This is a genomic window from Moraxella equi (genome assembly GCF_002027555.1).
In the GTDB taxonomy this organism is placed as follows: Bacteria; Pseudomonadota; Gammaproteobacteria; order Pseudomonadales; family Moraxellaceae; genus Moraxella; species Moraxella equi.
The window spans coordinates 15,148-34,895 of the sequence record NZ_MXAP01000050.1 but is presented as its reverse complement, the minus strand read 5'-3'; the positions used below and the strand labels follow the sequence as shown (position 1 = coordinate 34,895).

Below are 19,748 nucleotides of genomic sequence, written 5' to 3'. Positions count from 1 at the left end.
GGCTGATAATAAGTGTGATGTTCTCATAAGATATCCATGATAGATGAATTAAAATAAGGGCTTGTCTTCACGCTTGGGCGGGGCAAGTTCCATTTGAATGCGATAAAATTCATACTCGCCTGTCTGTAAATCCCCTGTAAAACCCTGTGCCATAAAGCTGTCCACCCCTTGGGTGACGCTGATGGGTTCACTGCTTGCCACTTGACGTTGTTTGGTATTGCCTGTTAGTAGATTGCCTTTGATGGTCATATCAGGCTTAGTGTCATCGCCTTGTCGCACCAACACAAAGCCTTCTTTTAATAACAAATCGCCCGTGGTCTGCTCCAAACTGGCAAGGCTGGCTTCTAAATGATAAGTTTCGCTATTTGGTGGCGTCCAGTCCATTTTGACATTTTTCATCTCATCCACGCCTGCACTGTTTTTTGCCAAACTGTCCGCCGTTAGCGTGTATTCAATCTCGCCCGTCTCAGGACTGGTCTGCACCGCCTTAATCTCGGTCACTTCATAAGAGACGGCAGGGGCAGACGGCACGGCAGGTTCGATTTTGACATCTTCTTTGTAAAAAAACCATGCCCCGACCATGAGTGCCATCACACCAAGCACGCTGAGAATTTTTAGATTCATGAGTGATTATCTCTATCTTTGAGCTTGATTATTGCTAGCTTAAACGTTTAGATATATTGGGCGATAAAGGCATCATAAGCCCCTTTTGCCTTTAACAACTGCTCGCACACTTCACGCACCGCGCCATGACCGCCTGATTTGGTAGTGACAATGTCCGCCACCGCTTGCGTTTCGGCACAGCCATTTGGCACAGACACGCCCACGCCTGATTCACGCACGGCTTTTAGGTCAGGCAAATCATCACCCATGTACATGCATTCGCTCACAGACAGTCCAAGCTCATCGACAAGGGCAGATAAAGCGGTAAATTTGTCATCTCGCCCCTGTACCACATGGTCAATGCCCAGCTCATCGGCACGACGTGCCACCATGGGCGAGTTTCTACCTGTGATGATGGCAAGGATAATGCCCTGCTCTTTTAATGCCTTTAATCCCACACCATCTTGGACATAAAAGGCTTTGGTCTCTATCCCATTGGCATCATAGATGATTTGCCCGTCTGACAAAATCCCATCCACGTCCATGGCAAAAAGTTTGACCGCTTGCAATCGTTTGGTTAAATCGCTCATGCTTTTTCCTTTTGTTGTTTTATAAATTTAGCTTACGCCTGCTTTTAGCAAGTCATGAATGCTAATCACGCCTGCAAGCCTACCGTTGTCCAGTACCAACAGCTGACTAATGGCACGCTCATTCATCAGCGTTAGGGCATCAGACGCTCGCATCTCGCCCGTGGTATGCTTAGGGTGCTTGGTCATGAGCGTACTCATGGGGGTCGATAGCGACACGTTATCCGCCAGTTTACGCCGTAAATCGCCATCGGTAAAAATACCCACCACACCATCCTGCTCATCAACCACCACCGCCAAGCCCAGTCGCCCCCCTGTCATCACGAGCAGGGCTTTATCAAGACTGGTATCGGCTCGCACCACGGGCAGGTTCTCGGTGTGCATGACATCCTTGACACGGGTCAACAGTTTACGTCCCAATGCTCCCGCTGGGTGCGACAAGGCAAAATCATTACTGGTAAAACCCCGAGCATGCAACAGTGCCACCGCCAACGCATCGCCCAATGCCAGTGTGGCGGTCGTGCTTGATGTCGGTGCCAGTCCGAGCGGACAGGCTTCTTCAAAATTACCAAGGGTTAAAGCGATATTGGCAGATTTGGGTAAAAACCCACGACGGTCACGGCTGATACTAATCAGGGGAATACCCAACTGTTTGACAACAGGGATAAGCATTTTAATCTCATCGGACTGCCCTGAGTTAGAAATGGCAATCAGTACATCGCCCTGCACGAGCATACCCAAATCGCCATGCCCTGCCTCCCCTGGGTGCATAAAAAATGCAGGCGTGCCCGTGCTTGCCAATGTCGCCGCTATCTTACGCCCGATATGTCCACTCTTGCCCATGCCTGTCACCACGACACGCCCCCGACACGCCAAAATCGCCTGACACGCCTGCACAAAACGCTCATCAAGCTCATTTTTAAGCAGTGCCAATGCTTCTTGTTCGGTGTTAATGGCGGTCAAGCCCACGCTAATAAAGTCAGTATCAAGGTCGGCTGTGTTCGGGGTTTGGTCGTTCATGAGCGGCGGATGGTTTGTAAAATAAAATGGGTATGATACCATATTTGGCGATGTTTTATGGCAAATTTTTATCAAACTGCGATAACTTTTATCATAAAAACTTTTATGATAAAAAAGCCCACATCATGTGAGCTTTTTTACGATTAGTTACCACGAGCGACATCATTCATCGTCATTGGTTTTGTCAAACCCTTGACGGTCAAAGGTGCTGTTGTCAAAGGCTTTATTATCAAATCCCTTGCCATCAAAGCCACGTTCATTTTTCTCAAAGCCTTTACCATCAAAGCCACGCTCTTCAAAACCCGAACGCTCAAAGCCTTGATTAAAGCCCATGCCCCCTTGTGGATAGCCACCACGTTCAAAGCCTTGATTGCCACCAAAACCTTGGTTTGGCGGAGTGCGAGTAAAGCCACCCACAGGACGGGTTGTGCCCGCCCCACCGCCAAAGCCTTGACGGTCAAAGCCTGCATTAGGATAGCCCGTGCCTTGATAGTTACTGCCACTCATCACGCCCACCGATGACGGATAGCCCGTACCTGCACTAGGGGTTGCACCATCTGTGCGTGGGTTGCGAGTGGGGACAACGGTAGAAATGGCATGCTTATAGACCATTTGGCTCACGGTGTTTTTTAGTAACACAACATACTGGTCAAATGATTCAATCTGACCTTGTAGCTTGATACCATTGACCAAAAAAATAGACACAGGAATGCGGTCTTTACGCAGAGCGTTTAGGAAGGGGTCTTGTAGGCTTTGCCCTTTTGACATTGTTGTTCTCCAAAATTAACACAAGAAAAAAGCAACCAACGGTGCTTGGAAAAATACGTTAAAAATCACGCCAAAAGCTCATTTTGTGCGTCTTTCATGCTTGCAAATGAAAAAATCCGTTGCTGTGACTGGGGGTCACTTGTTATGCTAGCCTTTGTTTTATTCATTTCATTGGCGTTTATAAATTGGGGTAAACTGGTCAGTTGTCTTTGCCATGTTGATTGGCGTTTTGCCATTTGCCTTGTTGCATATAATGCCTTATTTTTCATGTCTTGGCAAGCCATGTCATGCATATTTTGCCCTTTTGTTACAAAATTTTTGCCATTTTCGGCAGTCATTTTGTTGTTTTTTTGTAAATTTATAGCAAACGCATGCCAAATGGGGGAGATTTGCATAATCTCATGGTCAGTTATCGCCAAAAATTCCAACACCTGCCGATAGCCCACGCACCGCATGGACGGCATATCAGGCGTTAAATCGGGGTATTTTTGCAAAAGATGAATCACTTCATCAACCAGTCCCTGCTCCCACATGATGTCAAGGCGTTTGGCGATACGCTCGTGTAGCCATGCACGTTCAGGCTCTACCGATAGGGTCAGCCAATGCTGGTGTGGATTATGACAAGGGGCGACTTTGGGCGTATCTTGCCAGACGCTCATGGGTGTGCCTGTCTGCACATGCACTTCCACCGCCCTTGTGATGCGTTGGGTGTCGGATATTTTTAGACGCTGACAAATCTTGGGGTCATGCGTTTGCAGATAGGCGTACAGCTCGCCAATGCCTTTGCCATACAGCCATGCCATGACCTTTTGGCGAATGGCAGGGTCGGTGTCAGGCACGGCAGACAAGCCATCAAGTAACGCCATATAATACATCATCGTACCGCCCACAAGTAGCGGAATCTTGCCCCGTGCGTGAATGTCGCCAATGAGTCGCTCCACGTCCGCCACAAAAGTCGCCACGTTATAAGTCTCGGTCGGCTTGATGATATTCACCAAATAATGCGGAAAACGGACAAGCTCATCATCACTAGGCTTTGCCGTGCCGATGTTCATATCCTCATAAATCAGGGCACTATCCACCGAAATCAGCTCAAACCGCCCTGTATCAAATAATTTAAACGCCAAATCGGTTTTACCGCTGGCGGTGGGGGCGATAAGCGATAGGACGGTGTTATCGGGTAGGGATTGATAATGTAAATTCATGACAAATCCAAATCCATTCCAACAATCTCCACCACCCGACTTTCATCGGCTTGTCTTGTGATGTTTATTGTTATATCATGCTTTGGTAAAATGTTCTCGGCACGGCTTGCCCATTCAATGATAACCAGCGAATTTAGCTCATCAAAATATTCAAAAAACCCAATAAAATCCAGCTCTTCTGGGTCATTTAGCCGATATAGGTCGGCATGGTACACAGGCTTACCATTGATGTTATAAGGCTCAACTAGGGTATAAGTTGGGCTTTTTACCGCCCCTGTATGCCCCAATGCACGCAAAAGATAACGGGTAAAAGTCGTCTTGCCCGCCCCCAAATCGCCCGATAGCCACAGACTGCCTGTGGGATTGGTTTTGGCAAGGGCGTTGGCAAGATGTTCGGTGTCGGTTTCGTTTTTTAGGATTAAAGTTTTCATTCTTCACGTTCAATTTTAGAAACAGGAAAAGCCATTCTCAATGGTGTATTTTGCAATTCAAAAAATCCATAACTTTGATAAAATGATTTTGCCTGTTCATCTTTGGCATCAACAATCACAAAAGCCACACCAATCAACTCAGCTGTTCTTTTTGCTCGCCGTAGGGCGTGTGCCAACAAATCAATACCGATTCCCATGCCTTGATAATTTTTATCAACCGCCAAACGCCCAATCAATATGCAAGGTATGGCAGTATGTGGTGATTGATTTTTTAATTCATCAGGACTGTCCGATTTTTGTATTTTATCCGCTGATAAGGTGTAAAATCCAATGACACGACCATTTTCATGACTAACATAAATAACCGCTTCCTGTCTTTTTACAATTTGACTGGCAAGTTGTTTAATAAAACGATTTAATATGTCATTACCACAGTCAAATAAAAACCTATCGTGATTTTTATTTAACGGTTCAAATACCAATGAATGCTTACGATTTATCAAGTTCATAACCCCGAGCAATTAACGCTTTCATTTTTTCATTTGGCTCTGGGGGATTATTTAAAAAATCCATCATATTATTCCACTCTTCATCAGTCAAATAAATACCTTTGTCTTTATCAACTATTTTTAAAGCGGTTTGATAGGCTTGCTCAGTAATAAAATCACTCAATGGCATACCAACAATTTGACTTGCTTTTTCAATAATCACTTGCTCACTAGGAGTAATGTCTAACACTATCATAGTTTATCCTTAAAAATTCACTTGTCTTAACGGCTGTGGATTGACAAATTTCTCGCCACGTTTTAACTTATCAAACAGCTCGCTATCGCCCCACTCGGCTTTGACTTGTTCGCTAAATTCAAACATATCCAGCGACAATTTGCCCATACGGTCGTTTTCTATGTCTTCTTTAAAACATTGGGCGTACCCTGTGGCGGTCTCGTGGACGATGACCGAATAGACAGACACGTCCGTCTCGCCATTTTGGGTTGTGGTATTGGCTAGTACTTTATCCGCCCAATAAAAAATCACACGACTAAACTGCTCGGCAGATGGCGACACAGGCAGACTTATCCAGCGAGCCGAAAAGTCCTTGCACGCACGGATATAGTCGCTATCGTCCTTATCCCAAAAAGTAATGGCGTGGTCAAAGCTGTCAATCAAGTCCTTAATATGCGACTTTAATAGCCCAAAATCATAGACCATTTGCCCGTTGTCAAAGGCGTGGGCTTCTAGGATAAGTTCGACCTGATAGCTATGCCCATGAATAGAGCGACTGCAACGGTCGGACGTGCAGTTGCGGACGATGTGGGCATTTTCAAATTTAAAGAGTTTACGGATACGCATTTTTGAATGTTGTGTGGTTAATTTTTTGTATTATATCATGAAATTTTGTTTTTGGACGGATACGCATTTTTAGCCCAAATAAATAAAACCCCACATAATGTAGGGCTTTATTTGATGATGATTTATTTTTAACAGCTCATTCATTGACAAAAGCAATCTTAGTCAGCCCTGCCCCGCTTGCTGTTGCCAGCACTTGGGCGATTGTGTCATATTTGCCTTCTTTGTCGGCACGCAGATGAACTTGGGGGTCAGCCCCTTTTGCCACTTCTTCACCAAAACGAGCGTTAAGCTCATCTAGGCTCAAAGCCGTTTTATCCCAATAAATTTGACCGTCCGCATCAATGCTAATCTGTATCACATCGGGGGGCATGTCATTGACCTGTGCCGATGTCTTTGGCAAATCAAGCGGTACGGTCGGGTTTAGTACCGTTGCTGTTACCAAAAAGATAATCATGAGTACCAGCATGATGTCAATTAGGGGGATAAGGTTAATCTCATTCATGCCCCCATTGTCGTTGTCGCCCAGCTCAAACGCCATGATAACTCCCTAGCGTGCCACACGGGCAAGCAGTGCGTGAGCGGTATCATTGGCATGATGAATGGCACGCTTATTGATACGTGTGATGATATTAAAAAACACCACCGCAGGAATCGCCACCGCCAGACCTAGACCCGTCATAATCAAGGCTTCGCCCACCGGCCCTGCCACTTGGGCAAGTCCTGCCTGCCCGCTCTGACCGATGGAATGCAAGGCATGAAAAATCCCCCACACCGTGCCAAACAGCCCGATAAATGGAGCAATGGCGGCGGTCGTGCCGAGTACCGATAAACCCTTTTCAAGCTCAAAACGATAGCGAGCGATGTTCTGTAACAGGCTCTGCTCGGTGATGATTTTGCGTTGATTAAAATCAAGCCCACCAAAATCTTTGCTGACGTTATCAATCTCGGCAGTGAGTTCATCGCCAATCACGCCTGCCATTTGGCGAGAGCTAAGTAGGCGAGTAATACCCACAAACCATGAAACCAATGACAAAGCAATCAAGATAAAAAATAATGTTTTACTGACAGCGTCAGTATATTGCCAATAATGTGCAAAATCCATAATCATTCCTTATAAAGAATGGGTTAAGTAAATGTTGTATTTAAAATTGTACTGTCGTGGAGAATGTCACTGTTCCCGACATCGGCTGACCGCTTGATGATTTAAAGGGGTGCAATCTGGCTCGGCGAAGGGCTTGGGAGATTTGTCTATCCAAGCCTTTATCGCCTGTATTCACGCCAGAGACACTGGTAATCTTACCATTAGCATCAATGGTGAGTGTGGCAACAAAATTTGCCGAACCGCTTAATTTTTCGGACGTCAATCCATTCCAGTTAGGTTTGCTTTTCCAACTGGCATTGGAGATGGATAAATTTTGACCTTTTAGCTCACCACCGCCAGCACCACCGCTTTTTGTCGTATCTTTATTGCCAGTTTTATTGTCGGTTTTGGTGTCTTTACCATCACCACCCCTGCCTTGACCTTGTTCGGCACGGGCTTTGGCATCAGCTTCTGCTTTTTGGCGTGCCAATTCTGCCTGTCTGTCTCGTTCGGCTTGACGTTCACGTTCGGCTTGACGTTCTCTTTCTTGTTGCTCACGTTCACGCTGTTCTCGCTCTCTTTGCTGTTGCAACTCAAAGGCTTTTTGAGCTCGCTCCTGAGTGATGATGTCCACCTGTGGTTCTGTGACTTTGGGTGGCTCTTTGGGTTCGAGTTTAACAGGTTCTTGTTTAAGCTCAGGTTTTGGTGGTTTAGGTTTTGGTAACTCTTTTTGGGGTTCAGGTCTAGGCTCAGGCTTAGGAGCTTTTGGTGGTGGCAATGGGCTTGCCTTGGGTGGGGCAGGTGCCGCCACAGACTGTGCAGGGGTGGGCGTTGTCTTGGGTTCGGGGGTGGGTTCAGGCTTGGGTGGTTCAGGCGACTCTTCGTTATTAAGCTCAATCATCTGAATTTCAAGCGGTGGCGTGATTTTAGGTGGCTCAATATGAAGCATTTGCATGGTTGCCAAACCCACGCCTGCCACGCCATGCAAAATAATCGCCACAGCCGCCGCCAACACCTTGTATTTATTAGAGTGCTCAAAGGTCATCATCACAAACCCACAAAAGAAAAACGTTGTTTTTGGATTTAAACAGCATTTATCATAACAAAAAGTTATACAAAACGGATAAAAAAGCAAGAAACGATAACAATTATCAATCGGTACATTATCTTAAATTTTGTACAAAATTGCAAGGGGTTAAGAATGATTATTTTTTAAAATTTTCACATTTAAGACTTCTTGTCTGTATTATTTACATCTTGCTTTGGGGATAACACCACCACTTTTGGCTCGCTTTTTGCCTTATAAGCGTCATAATCGGCATAGGGGTCGGTTTTCATGTCGTTTTCGTTTTGGTCAAGCACTTTGATTGAATAATCTTGTAAGACAAACTTCACATACACCACCTGCACCCACACAATCGCCACCACCATAAGCGGTGTCGCCATGGCAACGCCAAGCACGCCTGTGAGCGTTCCCATGATGATTTGCGAGAGCAGTAGAGCCACAGGGGGCAGGTCGATGAGCCGTTGTTGCACCATTGGGGCGACCACATAGCTTTCTAACTGCTGAACCACGACAATCATAACAAGTGTCCACAGTAGCAAATCAGGTGAGACAATCAGCACAAGGAGCAGAATCGGCACCGCCGACAGCCACGGACCAATCACAGGCACAAAATCCAGCACGAAGGCAATCACGCCCATTGCCAACGCAAACGGAATGCCCATCAGCCACAACGCTGCCCCTGTTGCCACACCCACAAACGCCATGACCACAAACTGCCCGATGAGCCATTGCTCTATCGCTCCATAACTGCGTTTTAGCAGGTATTCGCCCTTGTCTCGATACGGCTTTGGCACAAGGGCAATGGCACTTTTGGTGTACACGCTTGGCGATAATGCCAAAAACAGCCCCACCACCAAAATCACAAAAAACGTCCCCACACCGCTTAGCATACCCCCAAAAAATGCAGGCAGACCACCGACAATACTGTCTTGAAATTTTTCAAAAAACGCCTTGGGGTCTTGTTGGAATTCCACCGCCCACGCGTTTTGGGTTAGCCATTCATAGATGGCAGGATAGCTTTTAAGGTAGTCTTTGATGGCGTCAAAAGACTTGGGGGCAAGCTCTTTCATGTCGGCAAACTGAGCGACAAGCTCCGAGCCAAACATCGCCAAAAACCCCGCCACCACCGACAGCACCGCCACCGTTACCGCACCGACTTGCACGCCGTGGGGCAGTTTGGCAAAGTAGTCGCCCACTTTGGGAATTTGGCAGGTGAGCTGTGCCAAACTTAGCAAAAACACCGCCACCAAAATGGACGCAAATACCATAAGCCACACTTGAATGAGATAATAAAAACTCATCAAAAACAGGACAAGGGCGACAAAAAAGACAATGGCGGATTTGTAAGATGTGGTCATGGCAGGCACTTAGATGAATGCTATCAATAAAAGTGCAAATGTAGCCCAAAATGGCGAATTTGGCAAGGGGTTTTTGTGAAATGGTTGAATTTATTTTTATAATTAAAAGTTTTTAAATTTATAAAAATTATAAATAAAATTTGTCAAATATTATCCTTTAAAAAGTGCTAAAATAACCCTTTTAGCCAACCGCCAATTTAGGAAAAAATTATGCCACAATACCGCTCAAAAACTTCCACACACGGTCGCAACATGGCAGGGGCAAGAGCCTTATGGCGTGCCACAGGCATGACGGACGATGATTTTAATAAGCCAATCATTGCCATTGCCAACTCATTCACGCAGTTTGTCCCCGGGCACGTTCATCTAAAAGACATGGGGCAACTTGTCGCCCGTGAGATTGAAAAGGCAGGGGGCGTTGCCAAAGAGTTTAATACCATTGCCGTAGATGACGGCATTGCCATGGGGCATGGCGGTATGCTGTATAGCTTGCCAAGCCGTGATTTGATTGCCGACAGCGTGGAATATATGGTAAACGCCCACTGTGCAGATGCCCTTGTGTGTATCTCCAACTGCGACAAAATCACCCCCGGTATGCTTATGGCTGCCTTACGCCTAAATATCCCTGTGGTCTTCGTCTCGGGCGGCCCTATGGAAGCTGGCAAGGTGCTGGCAAGTGAGGTGCATGACGGACACATGACCCATGAGACCGTTACCTATGAAACGGGTAAAAAGGTGCGTAAACTTGACCTAGTGGACGCCATGATTGATGCCGCCGATGACCTAATCAGCGATGAAGACGTGGCAAACGTGGAGCGTTCTGCTTGCCCAACTTGTGGCTCATGCTCTGGTATGTTTACCGCCAACTCCATGAACTGCCTAACCGAAGCACTAGGCTTGTCGCTACCTGCCAACGGTTCGCTACTTGCCACGCACGCCAAGCGTAAAGAGCTTTTTTTGGAAGCAGGTCGGCTGATTGTAGAGCTTGCCAAACGTCATTATGAACAAGATGATTATAGCGTTTTGCCACGCTCTATCGCCACCAAAGCCGCATTTTTGAACGCCATGAGCCTTGACATTGCCATGGGCGGTAGTACCAATACCATTTTGCACCTATTGGCGGCGGCGTTTGAGGCAGGCGTGGACTTTAAAATGGCGGACATTGACTGCCTATCTCGTGCCGTGCCGTGCCTATCGAAAGTCGCCCCCGCCACCCAAAAATACCACATGGAAGACGTGCACCGTGCAGGGGGTGTGATGGGGATTTTGGCGGAGCTTGATAGAGCAGGGCTAATTCGCACGGGCGTGCCAACCGTGCATAGCCCAACCCTAGCGGACGCCCTTGCCAAATGGGACGTGATGAACCCCGACAACCAAACCGCCCGAGAGCTGTACATCGCCGCCCCTGCGGGCGTACGCACCACGCAAGCATTTAGCCAAAACAAAGTCTGGGGTAACCTTGATTTGAACCGTGAATCAGGCTGTATCCGCTCCAAAGAATTTGCGTACAGTCAAGACGGTGGGCTTGCCGTGTTGTTTGGCAACATTGCCGAGCGTGGCTGTGTGGTCAAAACCGCAGGCGTGGACGAGAGCATTTTGACCTTTACAGGGCGAGCTCGTGTGTTTGAAAGCCAAGACAGTGCGGTGGAGGCGATTTTGGCGGACAAAATTGTCGCAGGCGACATCGTCATTATCCGCTATGAAGGCCCCAAAGGCGGGCCTGGTATGCAAGAAATGCTCTATCCGACAAGCTATCTAAAATCAAAAGGCTTGGGCAAGGCGTGTGCGTTGCTCACAGACGGTAGATTTAGCGGTGGTACATCAGGGCTGTCTATCGGACACGCAAGCCCCGAAGCTGCCGAAGGCGGTGCGATTGGCTTGGTGGAAGAGTTTGACACCATCAAAATTGACATTCCAAACCGCACCATTCATCTGGACGTATCGGACGATGAGCTTACCAAACGCCGTACCGCCATGAATGAACGTGGTAAACAAGCGTGGAAACCTGTAAACCGTGAACGCTATGCCTCCCAAGCCCTGCGAGCCTATGCTGCCATGGCAACCAGTGCCGATACAGGGGCGGTGAGAGATGTGGGGCAGGTGGAATAAAGGTTGTAAATTTGCTAGAATGAGGGGGCGAGTAATCGTTCCTTTATTTTTTAGAGAAAAGAGATGCCAAGATTTGACAACGAAACCGAATTGCTGGAAAAACTGCGTGATGATGCTGGCAAAATGAAACTTTGGACAGAATACACGCCCAATGGACTTGAAAATACTCGTTATGAAATTATCAATGGTATGGTAATTTTAACGCTACATTATGGAAGAATTAATTCTAAAATTACAGGAAATTTAATTAATTTATACAGAAAATCATCTGACAACCATTTATTTTTACAATATTTTGATGTAAAAATTGACGATGATAATATTTATTTACCAAAAGCAATTCTTGAAAAAAGACAAACCATTAATAGTGATAAGCCTTGTTCCACAGAGCCAATCATTATTTTTGAAATTTTAACCCATAAAAACAAACACCTATTAAATGCCAAATTTGAACATTATCAAACCCTAGAAACTTTACAAGAATATGTGGTGGTGGATTTAAATAATCCGCAAATTTTTATTTATCGCAAAGATAATAATTGGCAAGCCGAATATTTGAATATTGATGATGACTTATATTTAAAAAGCGTGGATTATTCGGTAAAAGTGGCGGATATTTATGATGATATTGAATTTTAATAACATTAAATATCGGTATTAAAAACGGTGCGTAATACACACCTTACTTTCTAAAACAATGAAAAAATTTATCCACGCCATTTTATCCTTAATAAAAACCATCGGTATCGTTTGCCTTTGGTGTTTATTAACCACCCTTATTGCAATCAGCCTTAGTAAATTAGAAAAAGAACATTACACCCCCACCGATACGCCCAATGAAAGGTTTATGGTGGGTGGACAGCATTGGCAAGATTTTGTGGATAGGTGTTTAAAAATTTTGGAAAATGGCAATTATCAATACATCAATGAAGGGGCATTACAAACCGAATATTCAGAATATCAAATTGATGGCGATATTGTTATTCCTGTGTCATTTGAACGGCAGAATTTTGGGCATTTTGTCATTGCAATGTTTTTGGCATTTTTAATGCTATCATTTTTAAAATACCTACACGCCATTTATAAAATCAGAAAAGATAAAAATTCTTTAATCGCTTATCATAAAAAATTAGGCAAAGAATTGCTTATTTTTATGGGAATTGTTGGTATTGGGTGGGGTTTGATATTAACAAGATAAAAATCACGCCACCCAAACCCAGTCATTTTTAATATCAAAACCCATTCTTTAATTCACGAAGTGCGGTAAATATGGATAATTCATCATCACTGGTTAAGGGATAATGCTTTTTGATATTTACCACCATGTCTTTATCATCGATTTGCAAAAACACATTAATCGATTTTTCGACTTTTAAGGTGGTGGGTAGAGATGGTATTTGATTTGCTAGTTTATCTTTTACTTGATGTTGATGATGAATGATTTCCTCTTTATATTTATCCGCACAAACCGACAGGGCAAATGTTAAATTAGACAACGTGTATTCGTGTGTGGGATAAAATAAAGTCTCCTCAGGCAAACCCCCAAAGCGTTTCATGCTATCAAACAACTCCCCAATCGTCCCTGTAAACACCCGTCCACAACCGCCACTAAATAGCGTATCGCCACAAAATACATGGGTCTTGTCGTCCATATCACACAAATAGGACAAATGCGTGTCGGTATGTCCTGCCGTTTTCCATACTTTAAACGTCAAGCCGAGCAGTTCAAATTCACTATCTTCATCGCACGCCACATCAGGGGTCATGCCAATGGCGTTAAGGTGCGACTTATGGGCGTAAATCTTAGCGTTGGGATAAGCGGATTTGGCACTTGCCACACCGCCAATATGGTCATCGTGATGATGCGTGATTAAAATGGCGGATAGGGTAAGATTGTGCTCATGTAGATAATCAAGCACAGGCTTATCATCGCCAATATCCACGGCAACGGCGTTATTATCCTTCACGATAAGCCAAACATAATTGTCATTTAAAATGGGAATGGGAGTAATATGCATGAGTTTTTCCAAAATATAAAAAGCCGACTGGTCAGTTGTAAAATAAAGGCGAACCAAATCCGCCCTTATGTTAACCTAATAAACCTGATATTTGCCATAGGTTTTGTAGCAACTGTATTCCACTCCCCATCAAAGTGCAATACAAAAACTTAGTACAAAGAGTCAATACCGAGCATTTAATGTACAGTAACTTGCTTTTGTAACTCATCTCTTACCATTGCATTTAAAATGGTTAGAAGTTTACGCATACAGGCAACAATGGCAACTTTGAAGGGCTTGCCATTGGCTCTTAATCTTTGATAGAAGGTTTTGATTTTCTCATCAAAGCGAGTAGCCACCAAGGTTGCCATATACAGTGCCTTACGCACTTCTGCTCGCCCTGCTTGACACAGACCTTTAAACTTAGTCTCTCCACTTTGTTTGGGGTGGGGTGCAACACCCACAAGACTGGCAAGTTGTTTGTGTGAGATTGTGCCAAGCTCAGGCAGCATTGCCAATAAGGTGGCTGTGGTGGTTTGTCCAATACCTTTGATGCTTTGAATGACACTGCCCTTTTGTTTAAGGTCTGGGTGATGATCATCAAGATGGGTTTTGATTTGTTTGTCAAGCTCATGAATTTGCTCTGTTAGATAAGCAATATGAGCTTGAATGCTACCCACTTGACTGTGATGAGATTGCTCTAAGCGGTTTTTCTCAGCCGTACACATTTGGACAAATTGATTGCGTCTGTTAATCAATGCGGTTAATAACTCTTGACTTTGACTGGGTGGACAATAAAGCAAGGTGGCTAAATCATCTCTTTGTGCCATCATTTTGGCATAAAAAGCAAGCATTTTGGCGTCTTTATTGTCTGTTTTGGTTAAGGACTGTGATTTGGCAAATTGATGTGTTTGTCTTGGATTGGCAATCATGACACAAATGCCTGCCAAACATAAGGCTTTGGCAAGGGGCCCTTCAAGTCCACCTGTACTTTCTAGAACCACTAAGGTTTTGCCATGATCGCATTGTGTTTGTTCATCTTTGATAAAACAGATGGCTTGGTCAATGCCTTGTGCTGTGTTATCATAGTTTTGGGTGATAATGAAGTGGCAAGCACAAAGCTCTTTTTGGCGATGTCAATGTCAATAAAGTGAACATAGTGTTTGTCTAACTCATTGTTTGCTGATTTCATACTCATCATAAACCTGCCTTGCATTCGGGTGTTAAACTGGTAACTGTACGGTTGTTGTTGATGGGTGCTTATCTGTTTCAATGCGACAAACGAATGTCATCTCTAGGGGCGAAACGAAAGACAGATAAGTGGGTTGGCTTATTATATCTTGTTTTGGATATACAAGGGGGTTGGCTCCGCACGTCTTTTGATGTTGTCATTTTTATAGGCGTGCACAGCACGCCCCTACGTCCATATATCATGAATTTGTGATTTGGGGTTGGTCTACGCATTGGTACAAATCAAGCGTACGTTTTTTCAAATTCTTTCATAAAGTCCGCCAATGCCTGTACCTGCTCATAGGTTACGGCATTATAAATGCTCGCTCGCATACCGCCAACCACACGATGGCCTTTTAGGTTTAACAGCCCTGCATTTTTAGACTTTTCCAAAAAGACTTTATCAAGCTCGCTGTCGGCAAGCGTAAACGGCACATTCATGATAGAGCGATAGCGTGGATTGACGGCATTATCATAAAAGCTAGAATTATCAATGACTTGATATAGTAGTTCGGCTTTGGCTCGGTTGGTTTTGGCAATGCCTTCCACGCCGCCATTTGCCAATAACCATTCAAATACCAATCCCGACAAATACCACGCAAACGTGGACGGGGTGTTGAGCATACTGTCGCCATCTGCTTGATTTTTATAATTTAAAATGCTAGGACACCACGCACTTGCACGCTCCATTAGGTCTTTGCGGACGATGACAAGGGTCAAGCCAGCAGGTCCAATGTTCTTTTGAGCCCCTGCATAAATTAGCCCAAAATCATTCACATTAATCGGCTCGGATAGGATACAAGACGACATATCCGCCACGATGGGGGCGTTTACTTTTGGTGTGTCAAAAATCTGCACGCCGTGAATGGTCTCGTTGGGGCAATAATGAAAATAAGACGCACCGTCTGTTAGCTCCCAAGTCTCAGGCGTGGGTACGTTTTTACCATCCCCTTGTGCAACTAGGTTAATCTTGCCTAAGCCTAGCGTTTCATAGCGTTTGGCTTCTTTATAGGCCTTTTGGGACCATGTGCCAGTATTTAGATAATCCGCCGTGCCGCCATTTAGCAGGTTAAAGGGAATGGCTGAAAATTGCAATGACGCACCGCCTTGCAAAAACAGCACGGCATAGTCGTCCGAGATGCCCATGAGCGTGCGTAAATCCTGCTCGGCTTTGGTGGCAATCTCAATATAATCAGCACTGCGATGGCTAATCTCCATGACGGAGGTACCCTTGCCACGCCAGTCTAACAGCTCAGCTTGAGCTTTTTGTAGGACTTCGGTGGGCATGGTGGCAGGGCCGGCACAAAAATTGGCAAGACGGTTCATGGTTGTCCTTTAAAGGTGGGGAATAATAGGGTGTATTGAACTTTGGTAAATACTCAAAAATGCCCTAGCATTGTAGCAGATTTTTGGCAAAATTTTAACAGTCATCGGCATATTTAACCATAACTTAACCCACCACCGTTTGCCAAAACTGCTTTTTTAGGGCAGGACTCGTCATCATTTGGCGGATACTCGGCAAGATTTGGGCAGTTTGGGCAATGACACCTGCGGGCGTATCTGTCAAAAACGCCACTTGCACAGCTTGATGATGACCAGATGACACACAAAGCCCAATGACAAAGCCGTCAAAGGTATATTGGGCAGGATTTAGCCCCACGTCCGAGCGAAATTCATTTTTAACCAATGGATAACCAATCTCACGATAAAAGGCGGTAATGGGCTGATGACTGGCTTGATTACTTAGGGCGTTTTTGAGAGACTGCCACAGCGACTGCTCATCACGGCTCATCAGCAGCATATCCACAATCAGCACCCACTGCCCGAACCGCACGCCTTGCAGGGCAAAGCGAATGTCAAGATGGGCAGGCGGAGCAAAGGGTTGGGCTTGGGCAAGGTTGGTTATGGGGTTTGGTTGGACTGGGGACTGGGCTTGTTCGCCTGTTACAATGCTTCCCAATGCTCTTTGTGATTCGGGCGTGGCTTGGGGTGGTTGCTTATTTATGATGTCGCTAGGTGTTAAATCAGCAGATGGCGGATTATCAACTGATAAACTGGCAGAATCAAGCAACGCTCTGACATCCATGACAGATAAGATTTGCGATTTATCGGGTGTTGGCGTGGTATTTGGTGCAGTAATTGGCTTGGCGTGTTGCTTGGCAGGCAACTCATCGGGCAACAAATGAGTCAAGCGTGGATTGGGTTGCAAGCGGTCATACGCAGGCGGTAGAGTTATAATCCCTGCCCTACTTTGCCCTGCTGTCGCGTGTTTTTTTGCCCACAAAGGTATGCCCGCCAATGCTAAGATATGGCGACTTTGGGCAATCTTTGGCGGACAGTCGGACAGGGTATTCATGTTATATGGGGCGTTTTATCAATATTATTTTACAAATAACTTAATATACATCACAGACTTGCAAGGGCTGGTTCTGCATGCTCTTTTGATGACTTTGTTGATAAGGCGTGCTCAGCACGCCCCTACACCCAAATATCATTGTGTTTGTAGTAATTTTAAAGTTTTGTGGCTATTATTGAAAATCAATACAAAACAAATTCATCATCAGGGCACCAATATTGATGTAAGGTTAATAATATTTCATAATCACGCTCACACAATATCCCATCGCCCAATAAAGCAGTATGTAGTGTATCAATATATCGCTTAGCCGTCAATGTATTTTTCTGCTGATATTTTAACAGCCATAATGCCATATCCATCACACTAAATGCACTCATGACTTGCATTAATTGCGTCATGTCTGTCTCATCAATCACAATCTCATGATTGATAAGCCGAATCAGCCGTTGTATGCTTGCACGGCATTTTATGTCATCGCCATCATCATAATGAGCCATAACCATATATATCATTACTGTTATCATTATCCAATCATTCATGTCCATGTCATATTTATGATACATGAATGTCAGTTTTTGTAACAATGGCTTATCAGCAATATCCATATCATCGGCAAATATCGCCAATAAACGATATAAATGCACACCCTGCCAGAATAGACTCAAATCATCATGATGATTGTCTTGATGATGTAACGCATTGATAAAATCCAACAGATGATGAACGTCATTTTTTAATAAAACCTGTTTATCATCATGTTCTAAATCCTTGATAATACGCTGATAAATCAGCATTAATAAGCCATTATCAATGCGTCTATCCATCTCTGCCACAGTTTTTAATAAAGACTTATCTATTTTTATGGTATCAATATTATCTGATTTTATATAAAAAATATTTGCCAAATTAAGCGAGTCGGATAAATAAAACCCATCATTATCATGACAAAAGACAATCGCATAAAACAGCGAAAATAATTTACTTATGGGGCGATGTAGGTCATCATTACGTAAATAACGAGCGATGATAAGGGGCAATGTCATGCTTTTGACATGAGTCATATTAACATGATGAATATTTTTTAATTCATAATCGGCTCTGGCTTGTTTGGGGTATATCATCTCGCCTTGGGCTTGCCATGATTTATCCACAACCAGCCTGCCATTAACCACTTTATCTTGTGATATTTCAATGTCATTATTATAAATGGCGATATCAATCACTTTTTGATTATCACCAGAATTCACAAATAAATGAGCATCTTTATCTTTACCCATATCTTTATCATCACATAATACAAACTCCACGGTTTTATAATCGCTCACGCCTGATTTTTTATACCAATCAATGAACATCATCTTATCATGGGTTTGTTGTAATACATCCACATCCAAATCATCAATCGCCATCTTGGCAAAGTCATCATAATAATGCTCATCCAACGCCAGTATTCGCTCATGATTGCTCGGGTGCGTGCTACCCATATGCCCCATTCGCTCCCGCCAGTTGATAGACGTCTGGGTATCTTGGGGATTTAGAAAGAAAAAATAACTCAAATGCGTGGTATAGCGTTTTTGGGCATGTGCCAAATACGGCATTCGCTGCAGGGTTTGTAATAATTTTGACACGCCATCGCTACGGGTTAATTGCACCGATGTTGCATCCGCCAAAAACTCACGCTGACGATTAAAATGCTGTTTTATCCATTCGCTACTTGCCATGCCCAAAAAGCCCAATAAGCGAATCACCAAAGAAATAAACTCTATGGACAATCGCCCCGTACCCATCACAATCACATATTCTTGGCGTTCACCTTTATCATCTTGGTATTGATAGCGTTTGGCTTTGGGTTTTTGTCGCCATTTAGACAGCCATTCTAAGCCATCGGCAACATCATAAAGCCATGACAGACCTGACATTAAGACATACATTTGTACATTTAATTTGGCATCGCCATGTAAAATATGCCCATATTCATGCCCGATAAGTCCATAAAGACTTTCATTATCTAATTCTAACGCCCCTTTACTGACAACGAGCATCATATTTGCTTGATTAACCCCTGCCACAAAGGCATTCACCCCCGTCTCATCCATGACGTATAATTTGGGTAAAGTAATGTTTGAGGCAATGGCTAACTGCTCGGCAAATTCATAATACCGCCGATATTTTGGTTCAAAGTCTTTGATGTCTTTGGCATAAATCACCTGCTGTCTTTTTTTCTTTTTATTATTATCTTCATCATCATTAAAATGATTAATAGGCAAATCCACGCCTGAGATATTAATAAATAAGCGTGTGACATCAATGTCTTTTAATAAAAAGTCATTATCATGGCTGATTTTATTATAATGATACAAAACACTCATGATAAAATAACTGGGCACAAGAATCAGCACCCAAAACCATGCAAAACCACCCAAATCACCAAAGATAACATACCATATTATCATAAAAAGTAATAAGGCAAGCAATACATGAATCATCATCGCCATGACAAATAACGCATATAACACCATGCTGTTTCTTTTGTAATGGCGTTGTAATTCAAAAAAGTTTTGATAAATTCGCTGTGGCATACATC

Annotated in this window: 20 protein-coding genes and 1 pseudogene; 3 read left to right on the top strand and 18 right to left on the bottom strand. The window is 44.1% G+C overall.

The genetic code is table 11. From position 1 onward, the window contains the following. Positions 1-48: 48 nt before the first annotated feature. The 13 genes from lptC to B5J93_RS05465 form a co-directional block, all read right to left on the bottom strand. Entirely contained in the window at positions 49-624 is a 576-nt protein-coding gene (lptC, locus tag B5J93_RS05525) for an LPS export ABC transporter periplasmic protein LptC (RefSeq protein ID WP_079325325.1), read from the bottom strand. Positions 625-671: 47 nt separating this feature from the next. After that, entirely contained in the window at positions 672-1,193 is a 522-nt protein-coding gene (locus B5J93_RS05520; protein WP_079325323.1) for a KdsC family phosphatase, read from the bottom strand. A 27-nt stretch (positions 1,194-1,220) separates the two neighbouring features. Next, positions 1,221-2,210, bottom strand: coding sequence for a KpsF/GutQ family sugar-phosphate isomerase (locus B5J93_RS05515; RefSeq protein ID WP_079325321.1), 990 nt, complete (start codon positions 2,208-2,210; stop codon positions 1,221-1,223). Positions 2,211-2,372: 162 nt separating this feature from the next. Next, positions 2,373-2,978 (bottom strand): RNA chaperone Hfq, encoded by a 606-nt coding sequence (hfq, locus tag B5J93_RS05510; RefSeq protein WP_079325319.1) that lies wholly within the window; start codon positions 2,976-2,978, stop codon positions 2,373-2,375. A 65-nt stretch (positions 2,979-3,043) separates the two neighbouring features. After that, positions 3,044-4,183, bottom strand: a complete 1,140-nt coding sequence (gene miaA, locus B5J93_RS05505; RefSeq protein WP_079325317.1) for a tRNA (adenosine(37)-N6)-dimethylallyltransferase MiaA — start codon at positions 4,181-4,183, stop codon at positions 3,044-3,046. Beyond that, positions 4,180-4,614, bottom strand: a complete 435-nt coding sequence (gene tsaE / locus B5J93_RS05500; protein ID WP_079325315.1) for a tRNA (adenosine(37)-N6)-threonylcarbamoyltransferase complex ATPase subunit type 1 TsaE — start codon at positions 4,612-4,614, stop codon at positions 4,180-4,182. Before tsaE ends, miaA begins: the two co-directional genes overlap by 4 nt. Continuing rightward, positions 4,611-5,117, bottom strand: a complete 507-nt coding sequence (locus B5J93_RS05495) for a GNAT family N-acetyltransferase (protein WP_167432579.1) — start codon at positions 5,115-5,117, stop codon at positions 4,611-4,613. Before B5J93_RS05495 ends, tsaE begins: the two co-directional genes overlap by 4 nt. Continuing rightward, entirely contained in the window at positions 5,104-5,358 is a 255-nt protein-coding gene (locus tag B5J93_RS05490) for a type II toxin-antitoxin system TacA family antitoxin (protein ID WP_029102153.1), read from the bottom strand. Before B5J93_RS05490 ends, B5J93_RS05495 begins: the two co-directional genes overlap by 14 nt. Before the next feature lie 9 nt (positions 5,359-5,367). Next, positions 5,368-5,964 (bottom strand): 6-pyruvoyl trahydropterin synthase family protein, encoded by a 597-nt coding sequence (locus B5J93_RS05485; RefSeq protein WP_079325311.1) that lies wholly within the window; start codon positions 5,962-5,964, stop codon positions 5,368-5,370. A 136-nt stretch (positions 5,965-6,100) separates the two neighbouring features. Further along, positions 6,101-6,502, bottom strand: coding sequence for an ExbD/TolR family protein (locus tag B5J93_RS05480; RefSeq protein ID WP_079325309.1), 402 nt, complete (start codon positions 6,500-6,502; stop codon positions 6,101-6,103). A gap of 9 nt (positions 6,503-6,511) precedes the next feature. Next, a complete protein-coding gene (locus B5J93_RS05475) occupies positions 6,512-7,066 on the bottom strand; it encodes a MotA/TolQ/ExbB proton channel family protein (protein ID WP_079325307.1) in 555 nt (184 codons plus the stop codon). A gap of 40 nt (positions 7,067-7,106) precedes the next feature. Continuing rightward, complete coding sequence (locus tag B5J93_RS05470; protein WP_079325305.1) at positions 7,107-8,093, bottom strand: energy transducer TonB; 987 nt, start codon at positions 8,091-8,093, stop codon at positions 7,107-7,109. A 179-nt stretch (positions 8,094-8,272) separates the two neighbouring features. After that, complete coding sequence (locus B5J93_RS05465; RefSeq protein ID WP_079325303.1) at positions 8,273-9,469, bottom strand: AI-2E family transporter; 1,197 nt, start codon at positions 9,467-9,469, stop codon at positions 8,273-8,275. Between the two features lie 210 nt (positions 9,470-9,679). Between B5J93_RS05465 and ilvD the strand changes: the two genes are divergently transcribed. The 3 genes from ilvD to B5J93_RS05450 all read left to right on the top strand — a co-directional run bounded on the left by ilvD (position 9,680) and on the right by B5J93_RS05450 (position 12,776). After that, positions 9,680-11,578 (top strand): dihydroxy-acid dehydratase, encoded by a 1,899-nt coding sequence (gene ilvD, locus B5J93_RS05460; protein ID WP_079325301.1) that lies wholly within the window; start codon positions 9,680-9,682, stop codon positions 11,576-11,578. Positions 11,579-11,641: 63 nt separating this feature from the next. Continuing rightward, complete coding sequence (locus B5J93_RS05455; protein ID WP_079325299.1) at positions 11,642-12,217, top strand: Uma2 family endonuclease; 576 nt, start codon at positions 11,642-11,644, stop codon at positions 12,215-12,217. 58 nt (positions 12,218-12,275) lie between these two features. Then, complete coding sequence (locus tag B5J93_RS05450) at positions 12,276-12,776, top strand: hypothetical protein (protein WP_079325297.1); 501 nt, start codon at positions 12,276-12,278, stop codon at positions 12,774-12,776. 34 nt (positions 12,777-12,810) lie between these two features. Here the strand turns inward: B5J93_RS05450 and gloB are convergent, their stop codons facing one another. From gloB to B5J93_RS05425, 5 genes and pseudogenes are all read right to left on the bottom strand, one after another. Next, the gene (gene gloB, locus B5J93_RS05445; RefSeq protein ID WP_079325295.1) at positions 12,811-13,596 is read right to left on the bottom strand and encodes a hydroxyacylglutathione hydrolase; all 786 of its coding nucleotides are present in this window, start codon (positions 13,594-13,596) and stop codon (positions 12,811-12,813) included. A gap of 176 nt (positions 13,597-13,772) precedes the next feature. Further along, positions 13,773-14,767 (bottom strand): annotated as a pseudogene (locus B5J93_RS05440) (IS110 family transposase). A gap of 281 nt (positions 14,768-15,048) precedes the next feature. After that, entirely contained in the window at positions 15,049-16,131 is a 1,083-nt protein-coding gene (gene serC, locus B5J93_RS05435; RefSeq protein WP_079325293.1) for a 3-phosphoserine/phosphohydroxythreonine transaminase, read from the bottom strand. A gap of 124 nt (positions 16,132-16,255) precedes the next feature. Beyond that, entirely contained in the window at positions 16,256-17,161 is a 906-nt protein-coding gene (locus tag B5J93_RS05430) for a hypothetical protein (RefSeq protein WP_079325291.1), read from the bottom strand. Between the two features lie 182 nt (positions 17,162-17,343). Then, a complete protein-coding gene (locus B5J93_RS05425; RefSeq protein WP_079325289.1) occupies positions 17,344-19,743 on the bottom strand; it encodes a M48 family metalloprotease in 2,400 nt (799 codons plus the stop codon). Positions 19,744-19,748 lie beyond the last annotated feature (5 nt).